The organism is Pantoea sp. RCC30.1, assembly GCF_058148845.1.
This window is the reverse complement of record NZ_JBXUHX010000012.1, coordinates 68,090-84,914: the sequence shown is the minus strand read 5'-3', so window position 1 is coordinate 84,914 and position 16,825 is coordinate 68,090. Positions and strand designations below refer to the sequence as shown.

Below are 16,825 nucleotides of genomic sequence, written 5' to 3'. Positions count from 1 at the left end.
CCTTGACCTGCAGTGTCAACTGTTACACTCAAATGACACTTAATCCGGATCCTGACCGCAATGCTCCATGAAAAAATGCGCCTTCGTTCGCTGTTGACTTTGCTTTCCATTGGAGGCGTCATTCTGACTTCCGGTCTGCTGCTGAGCGCGCTGCTGCTGTTTCAGAAGGCCAATATCGAAGACAGCCTGCTTGAAGGGAACATTGCCTATGCCCGCAAACTGGCCGACACCACCGATCGTTACCTGGCGACAGCGCAACGTGAACTGGCCTGGAGTGCCGCGCAGATCAGGGATCTAAGCGATATTCAACGGCTTCAAGGAGAGACCGAGCGTCTCAGAATGCAGTCAGGCTTTTTCAACTCGGTGGTGGTGGTCAATCATGATGCCATCATTGCGGCAATCTCACCCGATAGCCTGAACCTGATTGGCATGAAGCTGCACTCGGCGGTCAGCCTGCAGGCCATTGCGACCCAGAAGCCCTTTATCTCCGCACCCTTTACCTCTGCCGTCGGTAACTATGTGGTGTTTTTATCTCAGCCGCTCTTCAGCCGGGAGGGCCATTACCTGGGCTACATCGGTGGCACCATCTATCTCAAAAAACAGAGCATGCTGAGTGAGATCCTGAGCCAGCATTTTTACACCAGAGGATCGACGGTCAGCGTGGTCAGCAATGAAGGGCTGATTATTTTCAGTCACGACCCGGCGCTGGTTGGGACAAAGATGCTGCTGAGTCTGGCACTTCAGAAGCGGCTTGCCACCACGGAAAGCGGGCACTTCACGCTGGAAAATGACGGACAAAACTATCTCACCGGCTATGGTACGCTGCGTAAAACCGGCTGGAACGTCTTTATTACCGGTACCTCAGAAACGGTCACGCATATTCTGATGCGCACGGCTGAAAGCGCCATCTGGTTCGTTTTGGGCATTATCATCGTTACAGCAGGCGTTATTGCTTTTATGGCGGGGCGGATCGCTTCTCCACTGGAAAAGCTGGCGGACAGAGTACGCTATGGCGGCAGCGAAGCCCAGGCGGAATCTCTCTCCACGGTTAAAACCTGGTACTACGAGGCTGACCGGCTCAAAGAAGCTGTGCAGGAGCATCGCCACGCTGTTGCGGGTCACCTGGCCGCATTGAATGATGAAGCGATGACCGATCCACTGACCGGGCTTTGCAACCGACGCGGATTTTCGGCGCTGGCGGCGCAGTCAGACAGCGACCATGAACAGTGTGTCATCGCTATTGATATTGACTATTTCAAGAAGATAAACGACTGGTACGGGCATGATGCGGGCGATGCGGTTCTGGTGAGCCTGGCGGGGTTGCTGCGGCAGCTTTGCCGCACCGGCGATATCGTCAGCCGGTTTGGGGGCGAGGAGTTTATTCTGCTGCTGCCGCACACCTCGCTGGCAGATGCCGCCCGCACCGCAGAACGCATCCGTGAGACCGTCTGCGCCACTACCTTCCCGTTTGCCGGGACGATGACGATATCAGCAGGGGTAGCTTCGCTGGGGGAACAGGCTTGCGATCGTGAGGCTCTGCTAAGACGTGCCGATGAAGCGCTCTACGAGGCAAAAGCTGCGGGGCGCAATACTGTGATGATTGCCGGGCCAGACGGCTTCAGCGCGTTTGAGTCAGGCAGGTAAGAATTGGGGGCTGGTTGGGGAGGCTCAGTACTTACTGCGTAATCGCCAGCCCAGCCACTCATCCAGCGCGGTTTCCGCCAGCGGCCTGGAGTAGAAAAAGCCCTGCGCCTGATCGCAGCCGAACTCGGTCAGTACTTTTACCGTTTCCTCATTCTCCACGCCCTCAGCCAGCACCATGTAATCGAGATCCTTGAGCATTGAAATAATACTGCGGGCGATCACGCGCGATGCCGTATCAGAGGAAATCTCGCTGATCAGTGATCGGTCCAGCTTGATGACATCCAGCGGCATGCGCCGCAGATAGCTGATGTTGCTATAGCCGGTTCCAAAGTCATCCAGTGAAATACCGAATCCACGCAGTTTCAGCATCTCAAGCCCCTGCATCGCGGTCGGGCTTTCCAGAATCCGTTCCGTCTCCAGACATTCCACGCCCAGTAACGAAACCGGCAGCTTCGCCCTGATCATCCGCTCTTCCAGCTCGTCGGCAAAACCATCGCGGGAAAAATCGCTGCTGCTGACGTTAATGGTGATGGGCAGCTGAATATAGCTGTTGCGAAGCCGGGAGAGCCGGGCGATGGCGTGCTCTGTGACCCAGGTCGTCAGCTCGCTGAGCAGCTCGGTTTGTGCGGCAAAAGGTAAAAATTGTGCCGGTGACAGTTCACCGCGCTCCGGATGCTGCCAGCGGATCAGCGCCTCCAGTCCAATCGGCTTGCCGCTGTGCAGACAGATTTTAGGCTGATAGGCGAGCCACAGCCCTTTATCCTGGCGTATTGCCGTGGCCAGGTCATGCATCAGGGTGAAATCCTGCGTATGGCGGGTATCGGTGGCCTCACCGAAGGGCATCGAGGCCACGTCGCGGGTTATGGCCTCATGCAGTGCGCTGACTGCACGCCGCAGGATCTCCTGAGCGGGGATCTCTCCGGTTTTGAAACTTACTTCCCCGGTATGGGTCTTCAGTGCGACTGACAGCCCATCGCCGATATCCGCGCTGATCCCCGCCAGCTTCGTTGCTACCCAGTTGGCCGTGAGCCTGCTCTCCTGACGTGTCAGCAGGGCAAAGCGCCCGGTTGCCACGGTATAGAGCATCTCCCCCGGCGCAGGACGCAGTCGCAGCGGCAGCAGTGTCGCCACATCTTTCAGCAGGCTTTCAACCGGCCCCATGCCCATTGAGCGCGCAAGCTCATAAGCGCGCGGCATATCAATACAGTCAATCAGCACCAGCCGCCGTGGCGTGGTGTCCCCGGAGGCGGCAAGAAACTGCAGGTCGCGAATCAGACGCTGACGGTTGGGCAGGCCGGTTACCGGATCGGCAAACCCCGCCGAGTGCCAGGCATCAAGAAATGACATCACCAGTGTCGCCAGCATTTTAAGCATCGCTACCTGATCGCCACTAAAGCGCTGTGGCGCGGTGTCGGTCACGCACAGCGTACCCAGTATCAGGCCGGTGCTGCTTTTCAGCGGCACACCGGCATAGAAGCGGATATAAGGCGCACCAGTAATCAGCGGATGTGCAGCAAAGCGGATATCCAGTAACGTATCAGGCACGACTACAGTGGTGTCGCTGTCCACTGCATGCCGGCAGAGGGAGTCCTGCCGTGAGGATTGGGTGAGTGTGAAATTATTCGCCGCCTTTACATGTTGCATCTCATCATCCAGTACGGAGATAAAGCTGCCGGGAATACCGAGTGCCTGGCTGGCGAGCCGGACGAACTGTCGCAACACATCGTCACGACTTTCGTCATTGCTGCGCAGCGCGTGCAGGGTTCGCGTGCGGCATTCGTCACCGACGCTGAGACTCATAAGCATGGATTCCTCCGCGCCGGTTGGTTACGGAGCGAAATTAAACAGAATTTTTAAATGATTTAGCGTCATAACTACAGGCTATTTCTGTAAAAAGATATAGCCGTTAAGTCTTTATTTTTTATTACGCTGCACGTCACCGTTGGTCAGAATAGCAAATTCTTTTTCTTTAACGAAATATTTTCGTAATGACGATTGTAATATTTTTTCGTTAAAACCTATTAATTTCTTAAATATCCTGCCAGTATAGGCAGCATAAACATAGTGCGCGATATAATAACGCATTAAAGTAGATGACATAACTTATTTTTGCTGATTTTCTTAACTACACCAATGACAACATCGGGGAAAACTTCATGAATTCACTCAGGCATTTCACTATCCGCCGCGTTGTGCTGTGGATGATGATCGTCTCACTGGGCGTCGTTGCGCTGGCTGGCGGCTACAGCAGCCAAATCGTGCGCGACATTTTTCGTCAAATCGATCGCTCAGAGGCTCTGACGCAGCAGCTAAACTTTCTGGCCCGCAGCGCTATTATTTTGCAGAGCGGGTCGCCAGCCGATAAACAGGCTCTTGTCGCCTTAACCCCCGCCGATGCTGACTGGGATAGCTTCCGTGCTGCACTCACAACCACGCCAGCAGAATACGAAACCGTTGCCCGCGCACAGCTGGATAAGCTGACGCAGCAGCTGGCTGATAATCAGGCCCCCCTGAAAGCTGACCGGCATCGGCTGGAAAACGTATTGCTGGCAGCACTGATTGCGGCCGTGGCGTTGCTGCTGTTCTGTGACCGCTATCTGGTTGTCCACCTGGTGCGTCCGGTAGGTAAAATTCGCGGTCATTTAAAAATCATTGCTGATGGCGATCTGACGCGCGAACCGGAAGACCTGGGGCGCAACTGTGTCGGGCAACTGGTGCCGCTGGTCAAAGAGATGCAGCACAGCCTGTTGCAGACGGTCAGCGCTATCCGCGATAACGCAGCTATTCTTCATCGTGAAGCGGGGGACATCGCCGCGGGTAACGCCGATCTCTCCGACCGGACATCCACTCAGGCCGCTGCGCTGGAGCAGACCGCAGCCAGCATGGAAGAGATCACCGTTACCGTGCGCCACAATGCTCAGAATGCCCGTGAAGCACGTGAACTGGCTGCCAGCACCACCAATACGACGCATCAGGGTGTGGAACTGGTTCAGACTGTAGCGGCGGCTATCACCAGCATTGCGCAGGGTTCAGAAAAAATCCGGCAGTTCACTGCCACCATTAATGGCATCGCGTTTCAGACCAACATTCTGGCGCTTAACGCCGCCGTAGAGGCCGCCCGTGCGGGCGAGCAGGGTCGCGGCTTCGCGGTGGTCGCCAGCGAGGTCCGTTCACTGGCGCAGCGAAGTGCGGCTGCTTCTAAAGAGATCGAAGAGTTGATTGCTGATACCGTGGCACGTGTTGACGATGGCCGTCGGGCAGCAGAGAGTGCGGGAACCACCATGGCAGCCGTGCTGCGCGGTGTCGGCGGCGTCAATGAACTGATTGGACAGATTGCGCTGGCCTCGGATGAGCAGAGCAAAGGCATTGCTCAGGTCACCGTCGCCGTTGCAGAACTTGACCGCGTTACGCAGCAGAATGCAACGCTGGTTCAGCAGGTTTCGGCGACGGCAGGTAGCCTCAGCGGACAGACCCAAATGCTGGGCAGCGTGATTACGCGCTTTACCCTCCCGCATCAAACCGTCGACGTGGCGAATAAACGCATCACACCGACTGAGCCAAATGGTGGCTGGGTGACTTTTGGCAAAGCATAGCCTTATCAGGTCGCCGGGTGGTTCTGACAAATGCGATGCAGGCCGGAATGACATTCTGTGTTCACTTTCTTTTATTGCGAACTGAATCAACGGTCATTGTTCAGGGCCTTGCCGGGCGTTAATTTCAGAAGAGTTCTTATTATTCAGAGCGACTCACGCCTTATCCGGACATCGCTTTAAATATAATCTACGTTAATTCCTGTGATTATATTGGCGCTTTTCTTTCTGCCGACAGGAAAGAACTGACGGGTAGTTAAAACTTAACTCAAATTTATGCTTTGGCCGCGGACGCATTTTTTTACCCGGCCATCTTACCGGAGCTCCGCAGGCGGAGAGTTTCACATGGGAAATCAGATTTTACAGCGGCCAATCGCCGTGCAGCATAATGTACGCGAACTGCGGCTTGCTGCCGGTCTCTCTCAGGAGATTGCGGCAGAACGTTTCGACCTTAGCCAGCGCGTCTGGCAAACCAAAGAAGCCTCCAAAAATCCGGTGTTGCTCAGCCAGGGCGAATATGAACTGCTGATGTTGCTGGCCGGAGAGCATCCGCATTATGAACTGGTGCCAAAACTGAAAAAGTAAGGCTTTCAACCGGTGTTTTCTCTTAAGTAAAGTCATGTCAGGCCGATATAGTGAGTCAAGCGAAGCGCATTTACCGCTCGTCTGATAAGCCCTGGCCAGATGTCTGGTGTGGTCCGCCATGAGCTGCTGATCCGCCGCAACCCCTCAGCCAGGCATAATGTATTAACTGGCGCGCCTTAGTCTGCGGTGCCAGCTTCATCGGGCTCAGCGCGGCGACAGGTTGCTGCAGAGCTTACTGATGGGCCTTTCTTCGGCAACGGGTCGGCAGCAGATTCTGCATGTCCTGTCTGATTGAACGTGTCCTCTTTAGGCTGTGTCATGCCGGCCACAGCAGATAACATCAGAGGGGGAGTTACGCTGAAACGTCCAGTTTATCATGATGCCGAGGCAGCTCGTCTCGACGCACTTAAGCAGTATAATCTAATGGATTCACCGCCGACCGATGCGCTGGATCGCCTCACCACGCTTGCTGCGCGGCTGTTTCGGGTTCCTGTCGCTTTTGTGTCGCTTATCGACGAGAAGCGGCAGTTCTTTGCCTCCCGCTATGGTTTAAATATCTCAGGGACATCGCGCAACGTCGCCTTCTGTCACCATACGCTGGCACAGGGCGACATCCTCTGCGTGCCCGATACGCTAAAAGATCCGCGCTTTCGCGACAGTCCGCTGGTTCATGGCTACCCCTTTATCCGCTTTTACGCGGGGATCCCGCTCTCGACCCCGGATGGCCATCACATTGGTACGGTCTGCCTGACCGACAGCCATCCGCGTGAGCCGCTGACCGCAGAGGATAGGAAGCATCTGAATGATATCGCCGCGCTGGTGATGGATCGCATGGAGATGCATCGTCTGGAGTTATTGCGCTACACCAGCCAGCAGCGGCTTCAGGCGATCTCGACCACCTCTCCCGACGCCATTGTCTGCACCGACCTGCGGCGCGGTATTACCTTCTGGAACCCGGCTGCCACCGCGTTGTTCGGCTACAGTGCAGAGGAGATGCGTGGTCAGTACGTCAGCGAGCTGATTCCGGCTCGCTGCCAGACTGACTACCGTAATGAACTGGCCCGGATTACCTCTGATGAAGCGGCTATCTCGCACCCCCGCTCGCTTCAGATATGGGGTGTGACGCGCGACGGTCGTGAATTCCCGGCAGAAGTCTCTTTTTCGGGCTGGCGTGAAGAGGGCGAGCGGCTGGTGGGCATGATCATCCGTGATGTCACGGCTCGTTATGAGAGTGAGGCGCGGCTCTGTGAGCTGGCCTCAATGGATATGCTGACGCGTCTCGCCAGCCGTAGCGCATTTATGGAGCAGGTCGGACTACTGACTAAAGCGGATGTCCCCTATACATTACTGATGACCGATCTCGATGGTTTTAAAGAGGTTAACGATACACTGGGACATGCTGCCGGAGATGCGCTGCTGTGTCATGTGGCTGAACAGATTCGTGCGGTGTGCGCCAGTGCCGTGACGGCTGCCCGGTTGGGCGGTGATGAATTTGTGATCCTGTTAGCGGGCGGCAGCGAAGAAGCGGCAATCACGGCGGAAAAATTGATTGCAGCTGTACAGACGCCGTTCCGCTATCACGACTCACCCGTTGTGGTGGGTGCCAGCACCGGCATCGCTTCCTACCCGGAGCATGGGCGCGATCCCTCCTCGGTGATGTCCGCCGCTGACCTGGCGCTCTACCGTGCCAAAGCGTCAGGAAAAGGCTGCAGTATCCTGTTTATGCCCGCGTTTCGTGAAGCGGAGCAGCAGCGCCGCCGCTTTGAGCGTGAACTGGAAACGGCGGTGCGGCAGCAGCAATTCACGCTTTACTATCAGCCCCGCTACGACGTTGAGAGTGGGAAACTGACTGGCTGCGAGACACTGGTGCGCTGGCAGCATCCAACGCGCGGGCTACTGTTGCCTGCCGAATTTATCGGCATGCTGGTTAAGAGTCCGCTTTCAGTGACGCTGGGGGAATGGATCATCCGCAGTGCTCTGGCACAGGTCCGGCAGTGGCAGGTTCGCGCGCCTCAGCTTCGCGTCAGTATCAACCTGTTCCCGCGCCAGTTAGCAGGCAACAGTCTGGAAGCAGTGATCCGTGAAAGTGCCGGAGGCGATGCTGGCTTCGTTGAGCTGGAAGTGGATGAACCACTGCTGGCTGTGCTGGTGCAGGATTTGCCGGTTCAGGTTGAAGCAGTACGCCGGACCGGTGCCTCGTTCGTTATCGATCATTACGGACACACGCTCGGGGCCATTAATCTGCTGCGTTATAGCTTTGTGGCAGGCTTTAAAATAGATAAGTCGCTGACGCACGAGCTGGGTTCCAGCATGCGGGTGCGGATGATGTTCCGGGCCATTACCGCGCTCGGCAATAGCCTGGGGATCCGGGTGGCCGCAGAAGGAGTGGAAAACAAAGAGCAGATCGCTTTTGTCACAACTGCCGGATGCGACATTATGCAGGGCAATGGCCTTTGCCGGCCAATGACGCCGGCGGACTTTGAGGCGATGCTGTGTGGGGAAGAGCACTATCCACCCGCGGTTGCCAGCGGTCACGATGTGACGCCACGCTGATCGATATGCCCGTGACAGTCAAAGAGCAGGCTGCTCTTTGACTGCAGGTCAGCATTCAGGCCGATACTCCTGTTCGAGCAAGCCGAAGATCCAGTCATCCTGCCACTGACCGTCAAGAAAGAAGTTCTGCCGCAACGTACCTTCCTGAAGAAAGCCAGCAGAAAGTAGTGCCCGTCGTGAAGCCGCATTGCCTGCGGTCACCGTGGCGGTCAGCTTGCGATAGTCCAGCTGCTCAAAGCAAAACGCGATAGTGGCATGAAGCGACTCGCGGCCATACCCTTTGCCCTGCGCGTCGGCGGCCAGAATAAAACCAAACTCCGCAATGCCCTCACCGCGATCGATAAATCCGCAGAAACCAGCCGGTAAACCAGATGTCTTCTCCTCGATCACCAGACACAGCCAGTGTTTGCAGCCTGGATACCAGGCAGGCAGGCGGACATCAAAAGAGTGGAGTCTGATTTCCTCTGCGCTGCGTGGGTCGCTGATGTACTTCATCACTGATCGATCCTGACTGACCGCCAGATAAAAAGCCCAGTCTTCTTCGCGCAGCGGACGGTAAGTCAGGCGTGGTGAGGTGACGTGCGGTGGTATTGCTGGCGGTACATCTTCAGTGGACATCGTGCAACTTCCTGCGTGTCGAATCTGTAAGGCGATGGCGCAAAAATAGCACAGAGTTCCTGACGGGCACATTGGCTGTTATCGCCCCCCTGCGGGTGATCCGCGCACATCGTTGCTACGCTTTTAGCCTGATGACTGAATATTGAAACTGATGAGAGTAATTCCCAATGGATCTGAAAACATTTGAAGCTACAGCCTGGGCGGCACTGAAGGCGGCAGCTACTGATCCGCAGGCCGGATTCCGTTATCTGACGCTCTGTACCGTGGATGTTGCACTGCGACCACAAGCGCGCACTGTGGTATTGCGCCAGTGTGCTGACGCCCTCCGGACGCTGACCTTTCATACGGATGTGCGCAGTCCGAAATGGCAGGAGATGGCGGCGAACCCGCAGGTCACCGTGCTGGGATATTGCCATCAGCGCCGCCTGCAGTTGCGGATGGCGGGGCAGGCTGAGTGTTATGCGGCGGGAAGTGATATTGCCCGGGCAGTCTGGCGTGAGTTACCGCAGCACACGCGGCAGACTTACACCGCCGGACCGCCGGGTGAAGCACGGGCAACGGCTGATGAGACGCCTGAAGCGACAACAGCGGAAGCGGGAGAATCTCGCTTTGGCGTGGTCATCGTGTGGGTCAGCGTACTGGACGCTTATCAGCTTCAGCGAAATGATAATCAGCGCGCCCTGTTTCGCTATGCCTCTGATGGCGGGTTGCAGGGAAGCGAGTGGCTCAACCCCTGATCCGATGCGGCTGATTCACTTCAGACCCCGTTAGCCCCAGATTGCTGCTCCTCCTCTTTCTCCAGGCAAGCAGCGAAACAGATTTGACTGTTTTCCGTTACGCTTGTCATTTTTACTCTTCCGCATCGCTTATCAGATTTTAGCGTCATTTTATCTTCATATAGCTTCGTTTTTCTGAGTTTTCCTATCTTTTGCTATCGTTTGTGCCAGGCTTTAACCAATCTAAAAGCAGTCACTTATGCTCAAGGTCCTGAAAAGTACAAATGATCGCTCTGTATCACAGGCAGGTTAACTATGCACAATCAACCTCCTGAAAAACCAGGGTCAGAGGGTAGCGAACAGGTGATAAGCCTGGCAGAAGAAACCGTTGAGGTCTCGAAACAACGAGTTATTGATGGTCACGTCAGGGTTACCCGTCAGGTCAATGAGCATCAGCAGAAGATTGCGCTGATGCTCCGGCATCAGACTGCAGAAATAGACCGCATTCCTAAGTCGGAACGGCTGGCGGAGATGCCGGAGATCCGTGAAGAAAATGGCGTGCTGATCATTCCGATCGTCGAAGAAGAAATTGAGATTGTTCGTCATCTGGTGCTGAAAGAGGAGTGGCATATCCGCAAGGTTGTCAGCGAGGAAACTGCAGAACAGGTTGTCACCCTGCGTAAACAGCACGCTCATCTGACCCGAACACCCTATCCAGAGCCGTCCGAATCCATCACCGAGGAACACAACATGGCACGTGAAACAATCGTAACAATGTTCAGCAATATCTCACTGGCAGAGGGTGCAAAGCGTAACCTGATCAAGGCCGGGTTCCTGGATGATGACATTGATATTATCTCCGGTGATCGCCTGCGTACCGAAGGTCACGAAGCCCGTCACCCAGGCTTCTGGCAGCGCCTGTTTGGGAATACGCTGGAAGAAGATCAGGCTGAAGTCTATGAAGACGCCATGCGTACCGGCGGTGTGGTGCTATCAATGCGGGCCGATGAAGATGCGTTACCGCGCGCACTGGGCATCCTGGATGCACATGAAGAACTGACTGAGCGCAGTGCGGCCGTACCAGATGAATACACTACCGGTGAAGGCCTGACTGCATCCGCCAGTGGAACGCTTCCGGATAACGCACCAGCCGACCTGCTTCATACCGATCCTGCTCATCGCGTCACTGGCCGTTCCGCCCTGACTGGTAACGAAAGTGACGAGGATGTGCTGCGTCTCGCCGAGGAGCGACTGGAAGTGGGTAAACGTCTGGTCAGTGAAGGTTCAACCCGCGTGCGCCGCTACACTGTCACGGATCAGGTGACCGAAAATGTTTCGCTGCATGAGCAGCACGCCGAAATCTTCCGTCGTCCGGTCAGCGAAACGGGCTCACGCGCGAATGTTGACTGGTCTGAAAAAACAGTTGAAGTGGAAGAGACGCATGAGCAGCCAGTGATTAATAAGACCGCGCAGATCATCGAAGAAGTGGTGCTGCGCAAAGAAGCCAGCGATCGGGTTGAAACCATCAACGATTCGGTACGCCGTCAGGAAGTGGATATTGACCTTGCCAATACCGATCCTCTCAGTGCAGACCCGATGACCGGCAATCGTACTGCGCCCGCTCCGCTATCTGAAAGCACACATCAGGTCCGCGCTGACGACGGCACCCGCCCGGTAACGTCAGGCAACGACCCGGCGTACAAAGAGGGATTCGCGGAGAAAGCCGGCGATAAAATCGCGGAAGCAAAAGAGAAGGTCGAAGAGAAGTTTAAAAAGCCGTAATGCTGTAACGATGATTTTCGCATTTAATGCCTGAAAACCCGTCTCTGACGGGTTTGTTTGCGTTAAGGAAGCTTAAAAATTGCTAGCATCATCCAGCGCTAACATACCATTCTTCTGTTTTATAAAAGTTTATTCACACTATTTTCCTGAAATCAAAATGTGGCTTAGCCTTGAAGTCCCGATTTGGGACTGTTATATTAGTACCGCCATGGGACAACAGGGAACGTCAGTGCGAATTATATCTATCGCGTCTCTCAAGCGATTCTGGGAGGCCCATAATCAGGCGGAGCAGCCGCTAAGAGCATGGGTAGATGAAGTCAGTAAGGCTCAGTGGAAAACGCCGCAGGATATTAAGGATAAGTACAGAACGGCAGATTTTCTGAGCAACAATCGGGTGGTGTTTGATATTAAAGGCAATCACTACCGTTTAATTATTGCAGTGGCTTACAGGTTTCAGGCGGTCTACATAAAGTTTGTAGGTACGCACGCCGAATACGACAGAATAAACGCAAGTACGGTGGAAATGTGATGACTTATAAAATCAAACCGATTCACTGTGAAGCAGATTATGAAGCCGCTCTGGCTGCCGTATCTCCCCTGTTCGATAACGAGCCAGAACCGGGAAGTGAAGCCGGGGACTTTCTGGAAGTCATGATCCTGCTTATCGAAAAATACGAGCAGGAACATTATCCGATTGAGGCACCCGATCCGGTAGAGGCGATTAAATTCCGCATGGAGCAGATGGGGCTGACAGCGAAAGACTTAGTGCCAGCGATTGGACGCCCGAACCGCGTCTATGAGGTACTGAATCATAAGCGTTCGCTGACGCTGCCAATGATCCGGAACCTGCATAAAATGTTTAATATTCCGCTCGCATCCCTTGTAGGCTCTGCCCAATCCTAAAGGATAAGCGTCCAGTAACCGAAGCCCGCCATGTGCGGGCTTTTTTGTCCCTGCGGTACCTTATTGAATCCTGACTCAGCCAGAACTGTGACGGCATAAACCACAACATTTCAGACCGGCAAGCCCTGAATCAGCCCCCCGCGTTGTGAACACCACGATCCCTGACTACCCTTGCTGTTTGTTTCTCTCCCCAAACGGGCCGGATAGCCCGAACGCCGGGTGTGCATCTGCAATTTTTAGTCATTAACGGCAGGCGATCGTGAATCTGCCGTGCATTATCAACCAGGGAAATCATGACAAAACAACGCAACGCCGATCATTATCGCGCTGATGAGCACATCGACCCCTATGTCTCGGTACAGGGTGCAAGAACGCATAATCTCAAGGATGTTTCGCTGCGGTTTCCCCGAAACGCTATGGTGGTGTTCACGGGCGTTTCAGGCTCCGGTAAATCGTCACTTGCCTTTGATACGATCTATGCGGAAGCCCAGCGCCGGTTTATTGAATCCGTTTCGCCACATGCCCGTCGTCTGATCGATCAGGCCGCTGCGCCGGATGTGGATAACATTGACGGACTTCCGCCTGCGGTGGCGCTTCAGCAGAGCAGGGCTGGCGCGCAGGAGCGTTCTACGGTGGGCAGCCTCACGCGAATTTCCGTCACGCTGCGCCTGCTGTTTTCCCGTGCGGGCGTAAGGCCTGACGGTGTGTCTTTTATGACCGCCGATTATTTCTCGCCTAATAATCCTGAAGGCGCCTGTCCGCATTGCCAGGGACTGGGGAGAGTTCACTCCGTCAAAACTGAATCGATGGTGCCGGATGACTCACTGAGCATCCGACAGGGAGCCATAGCCTCCTGGCCCAGAGGCTGGCATAACAAAAATTTGCGAAGCATCCTTGAAACGCTGGGTTACGATGTCGATGCGCCCTGGCATACGCTTTCAGCCCGTAATCAGCAGTGGATATTGCTGACTGACGATCAGCCCTCGGTGCCGATTTTTGCTGGTCTGAATGCTGAGCAGCGTGAAAAAGCGCTGGCGGCAGGCGAAGAGCCCGCCTATACAGGCACCTACACCAGTGCAGCAAAAATTGTGCTACAGAGCTATTCGGGTGGCAGTGAAACGACGAAGAAACGGCTGGCGCGCTTTGTCACGGTTACTCCCTGTTCTGAATGCCACGGTAAAAGACTTAACCGTAACGCGCTGTCCGTGACCTTTGCCGGTTATGACATTGCCAGCCTGAGTGAGCTGTCGGTCTCTGAGCTTGCAGAACTGCTGAAGCCTTATGCGAGTGGCACCTCATCAGACCTGCCGGAAGAGGCCGCGCTGCGGGAGGCGGTTATCCGGATGGCGTCGGATATTGCGATGCGGCTTGATCAGCTGAAAACGCTGGGGCTGGGCCATCTGGCACCGGGCCGTCGCACCACCATGCTCTCATCCGGCGAGTTGCAGCGCGTGCGTCTGGCCACCCAGCTGATATCACGGCTGTTTGGCGTGCTTTATGTGCTGGATGAGCCTTCAGCCGGTCTGCATCCCGATGATGTCAACGCGTTGCTCGCGGCCCTGAAGAATCTGGTGCGTGCAGGTAATTCGCTGGTGGTCGTCGAACATAATATTGATCTTATCGCCGAGGCAGACTGGCTCATCGAGGTCGGCCCTGGCCCGGGAACGCATGGCGGTGAGATAGTCTATAACGGCGAACCGGCAGGCCTTGAAGAAGTCAGTGCGTCACCGACCTCGGGCTATCTCTTCTCCCGCAGCTATACCGGGCTGCGCCAGCGTCGCCCTGCAGAGAGCTGGCTTCGGTTTGAGCAGGTCTATTGCAACAATATTGCTGGTATGGATATCGCCATTCCGCTGGGGAGAATGACGGCAGTCACCGGCGTGTCAGGGTCCGGAAAATCGACGCTGCTGAATCGTGTGCTGCCGGAAATGCTCGGCCGTTTTGATAAAACGCCTGACAGTGATGAGGGCGAGGAAGAGGATCTGGTGCCAGGCGTTAAGGGCCAGGTTGTCAGCGGAAGTGAGGCCATCGGCCGGCTGGTCAGAATCGACCAGCGTCCTATCGGTCGGACGCCACGCTCAAATCTGGCCACCTACACCGGATTTTTTGACATCGTCCGAAGGCTCTTTGCCGACACCCCCGCAGCGAAAACCAAAGGCTTCAGCGCCAGCCGCTTTTCATTCAATCTGCCAGCCGGACGCTGTCCGGCGTGTGAAGGGCAGGGACAGATTTCGATTGAGCTGCTCTTTATGCCCAGCGCCACGGCAACCTGCTCGGTTTGTGCGGGCAGCCGTTACAATCCAGAAACGCTGGAGGTGAAGTGGAACAACCTGACAATAGCGGATGTGCTTAATCTTACCGTGGATGACGCCACTGAGGTATTTCACGGGTATGACGGGATCCAGCGTTCGCTGAAGGCGTTAATGTCGCTGGGACTGGGATACCTGACGCTGGGTCAGCCCGCCACTGAGCTGTCCGGCGGGGAGTGTCAGCGCATCAAGCTCGCCTGGGAACTGCAGCGCATTCAGCGTACGTCCACGCTCTATCTGCTTGATGAACCCTCGACAGGATTGCATCCGTCTGACATGGATAAGCTGCTGATTGTGCTTGATGAACTGGTGAAACGCGGTCACACGGTTGTGATGGCGGAACACACTATGCGCATTGTGGCAGAGGCGGACTGGGTGATTGATCTGGGTCCCGGCTCGGGTCTTAAAGGAGGAAGGATTGTCTCCTCCGGCTCGCCGGAAGAGGTCAGTGCATCTGCAGAGAGCCTGACTGCGCCCTGGCTTTCAGCACAGCTGAAAAAGAGGGCGGGCGATCCGGCGTAATCGGATTGTAGTGGATGGCCGCTGAAACGGCTGCACTTTAAGGGCTCAGGATAAGGCTCCTGAGCCCATCAATAATGATAATGGCAAGAAGCGATTAATAGAGCATCCCCACTTTATATAATCATCAATTGAAAATGGTTATGTGAAGTTGTAGACAACCTGCACGATTACGGTTTTCTCACCATTCAAAGCCCCGACATAAACAGATTCCTGAGGATCAGTTCTACGCCAACACGTTGACTCAACATGACATTCAGCCCGCTTGTATCCAATGGACTTCAAATAATCTTCTATTTTACTGGTATCTTTCGTATCGTAGAATTTCACTGCATACACATGCGTTGCAGGTCCTGTGATATTTGCAAAATCAAAGGAGTAATGATCAGAAATTCGCGGCATTTTTTTTAATATGTCAGGCGTATAAAAATCATACTCTCGTTTATCCAGTTCGGTATAGTGAGCGCTACCGGCCAATTCCATTTTGACCCATGGCCAGGCATAGGTGAGAGTAACCGCAATAACGATAATTGCACCAACGAATATCTTAAGAGACTTACGCATAGGGTAATGGCCCCCCTTTAGCTTTGTCTATATATGAACCATCAGCGCTGGCGATACCAACTATCCCCGAATGGAAGTCACTCCACGGTTTCACTGTCGTCATAAAATTCGGCAGAACACCATTTCGGGGTCTCGCATTGGGAAATATTTCAGGGTCGGGGAATAAAAGTGGCAAAAAGGAATCGTTTTTCCAGGAACCGATCTTACCGTAATAATCCCATCTTTTTAGTGCTTCTGCTTTGCTGACGGGGCGCAGCAGCTCAAAGAGATCATACAGGGTGACAACACGGTAAAAACCCAGCAAATCTGATACCAGATCTTCTCCACTAAAGCCGCTATCTGTAACGCAACTGAGGGTGAATGATGCCTGCAATCCTTCAAACTTCCGGGCCAGTGACATCATCATTGCCAGCGCTATGCTTTTACGTTCGAAATTCGAACGACCGCGTTTGATACGCCAGGTAATAAATTTACCTATTTTAATGGTTCTGGTCGGATCAATCATAGACTGCGAATAGGTTATGTCGTAGCGTTCCTTGCCTGAAGATTCTCCGGAATCAATACTTCTCAGCAGCGTTCTTATATCATTACCCTGAGCATGGCCGAGATCAATCCATCCAAGGACTTCGGTATATATAAGGCCATATTTAAGATGAATTTGACGACCATCAATAATATCATTTCTTTTGCTCATCCTTAATGTCCATTCCTTTTGGTTTATTAAAAAAATTTCTTGTCCTCAAGTGATACTATATTCTTAGTCTAAACCTTTGGGCATACTTTTAGCGAAAGAGGTGGCAGATGAACTTCTTAGTTTGTTGTGTTGCCTGCCTTTACCCTGAGAATAGTCTGTCGTGTGGTATTGAATTCTCGGCCAACGGCGCTCACGTTAATCCCTTGCGATGAGCCGTGCCAGGGCTTGTTCCTGTTCATCATTCAATGTGGACGCCCGAAACGCTTTCCTGATGCCTACGCTCGGGCTATACCGGAGTTTGTGCGCTCAAACAGCCTGGTAAAACCAGACTGTTTGAGCGCATACAGA

The 16,825-nt window shown here is 54.3% G+C and carries 13 protein-coding genes and 1 pseudogene; 9 read left to right on the top strand and 5 right to left on the bottom strand.

Features of this window, described 5'->3' with window-relative positions:
- Window positions 1-60 precede the first annotated feature (60 nt).
- Window positions 61-1,644 (top strand): sensor domain-containing diguanylate cyclase, encoded by a 1,584-nt coding sequence (locus tag AC2LB6_RS12630; protein ID WP_490093777.1) that lies wholly within the window; start codon window positions 61-63, stop codon window positions 1,642-1,644.
- 24 nt (window positions 1,645-1,668) lie between these two features.
- Here the strand turns inward: AC2LB6_RS12630 and AC2LB6_RS12625 are convergent, their stop codons facing one another.
- On the bottom strand, window positions 1,669-3,450 hold the full coding sequence (locus AC2LB6_RS12625) for an EAL domain-containing protein (protein ID WP_490093776.1): 1,782 nt from the start codon (window positions 3,448-3,450) through the stop codon (window positions 1,669-1,671).
- A gap of 350 nt (window positions 3,451-3,800) precedes the next feature.
- On the opposite strand from AC2LB6_RS12625, the gene AC2LB6_RS12620 reads away from it, so the two are divergent.
- From AC2LB6_RS12620 to AC2LB6_RS12610, 3 genes are all read left to right on the top strand, one after another.
- Complete coding sequence (locus AC2LB6_RS12620) at window positions 3,801-5,237, top strand: methyl-accepting chemotaxis protein (RefSeq protein WP_490093775.1); 1,437 nt, start codon at window positions 3,801-3,803, stop codon at window positions 5,235-5,237.
- Between the two features lie 342 nt (window positions 5,238-5,579).
- The gene (locus tag AC2LB6_RS12615) at window positions 5,580-5,819 is read left to right on the top strand and encodes a transcriptional regulator (protein ID WP_490093774.1); all 240 of its coding nucleotides are present in this window, start codon (window positions 5,580-5,582) and stop codon (window positions 5,817-5,819) included.
- Between the two features lie 423 nt (window positions 5,820-6,242).
- The gene (locus AC2LB6_RS12610; RefSeq protein WP_490093773.1) at window positions 6,243-8,372 is read left to right on the top strand and encodes a putative bifunctional diguanylate cyclase/phosphodiesterase; all 2,130 of its coding nucleotides are present in this window, start codon (window positions 6,243-6,245) and stop codon (window positions 8,370-8,372) included.
- 48 nt (window positions 8,373-8,420) lie between these two features.
- Here the strand turns inward: AC2LB6_RS12610 and AC2LB6_RS12605 are convergent, their stop codons facing one another.
- The gene (locus AC2LB6_RS12605; protein ID WP_490093772.1) at window positions 8,421-8,990 is read right to left on the bottom strand and encodes a GNAT family N-acetyltransferase; all 570 of its coding nucleotides are present in this window, start codon (window positions 8,988-8,990) and stop codon (window positions 8,421-8,423) included.
- 167 nt (window positions 8,991-9,157) lie between these two features.
- Here AC2LB6_RS12605 and AC2LB6_RS12600 point away from each other — a divergent pair, with 167 nt between their 5' ends.
- From AC2LB6_RS12600 to AC2LB6_RS12580, 5 genes are all read left to right on the top strand, one after another.
- Window positions 9,158-9,727: a pyridoxamine 5'-phosphate oxidase family protein gene (locus tag AC2LB6_RS12600; RefSeq protein ID WP_490093771.1), complete on the top strand. Its 570-nt coding sequence runs from the start codon at window positions 9,158-9,160 to the stop codon at window positions 9,725-9,727.
- A 294-nt stretch (window positions 9,728-10,021) separates the two neighbouring features.
- A complete protein-coding gene (locus AC2LB6_RS12595; RefSeq protein WP_490093770.1) occupies window positions 10,022-11,488 on the top strand; it encodes a YsnF/AvaK domain-containing protein in 1,467 nt (488 codons plus the stop codon).
- Between the two features lie 229 nt (window positions 11,489-11,717).
- On the top strand, window positions 11,718-12,017 hold the full coding sequence (locus AC2LB6_RS12590) for a type II toxin-antitoxin system HigB family toxin (protein WP_490093822.1): 300 nt from the start codon (window positions 11,718-11,720) through the stop codon (window positions 12,015-12,017).
- Window positions 12,017-12,391 carry a helix-turn-helix domain-containing protein gene (locus AC2LB6_RS12585; protein WP_490093769.1) on the top strand — a complete coding sequence of 125 codons (375 nt, stop codon included), beginning with the start codon at window positions 12,017-12,019 and terminating at the stop codon, window positions 12,389-12,391. Before AC2LB6_RS12590 ends, AC2LB6_RS12585 begins: the two co-directional genes overlap by 1 nt.
- 293 nt (window positions 12,392-12,684) lie before the next feature.
- The gene (locus AC2LB6_RS12580; protein WP_490093768.1) at window positions 12,685-15,222 is read left to right on the top strand and encodes an excinuclease ABC subunit UvrA; all 2,538 of its coding nucleotides are present in this window, start codon (window positions 12,685-12,687) and stop codon (window positions 15,220-15,222) included.
- A gap of 138 nt (window positions 15,223-15,360) precedes the next feature.
- On the opposite strand, the gene AC2LB6_RS12575 is transcribed toward AC2LB6_RS12580, so the two are convergent.
- The 3 genes and pseudogenes from AC2LB6_RS12575 to AC2LB6_RS12565 form a co-directional block, all read right to left on the bottom strand.
- Window positions 15,361-15,783 carry a hypothetical protein gene (locus AC2LB6_RS12575; RefSeq protein ID WP_490093767.1) on the bottom strand — a complete coding sequence of 141 codons (423 nt, stop codon included), beginning with the start codon at window positions 15,781-15,783 and terminating at the stop codon, window positions 15,361-15,363.
- Window positions 15,776-16,477: a hypothetical protein gene (locus AC2LB6_RS12570; protein ID WP_490093766.1), complete on the bottom strand. Its 702-nt coding sequence runs from the start codon at window positions 16,475-16,477 to the stop codon at window positions 15,776-15,778. The genes AC2LB6_RS12575 and AC2LB6_RS12570 overlap by 8 nt, the downstream gene beginning before the upstream one ends.
- Window positions 16,478-16,593: 116 nt before the next feature.
- Window positions 16,594-16,791, bottom strand: a pseudogene (locus AC2LB6_RS12565) (helix-turn-helix domain-containing protein); the annotation flags it as partial.
- Window positions 16,792-16,825: the final 34 nt, after the last annotated feature.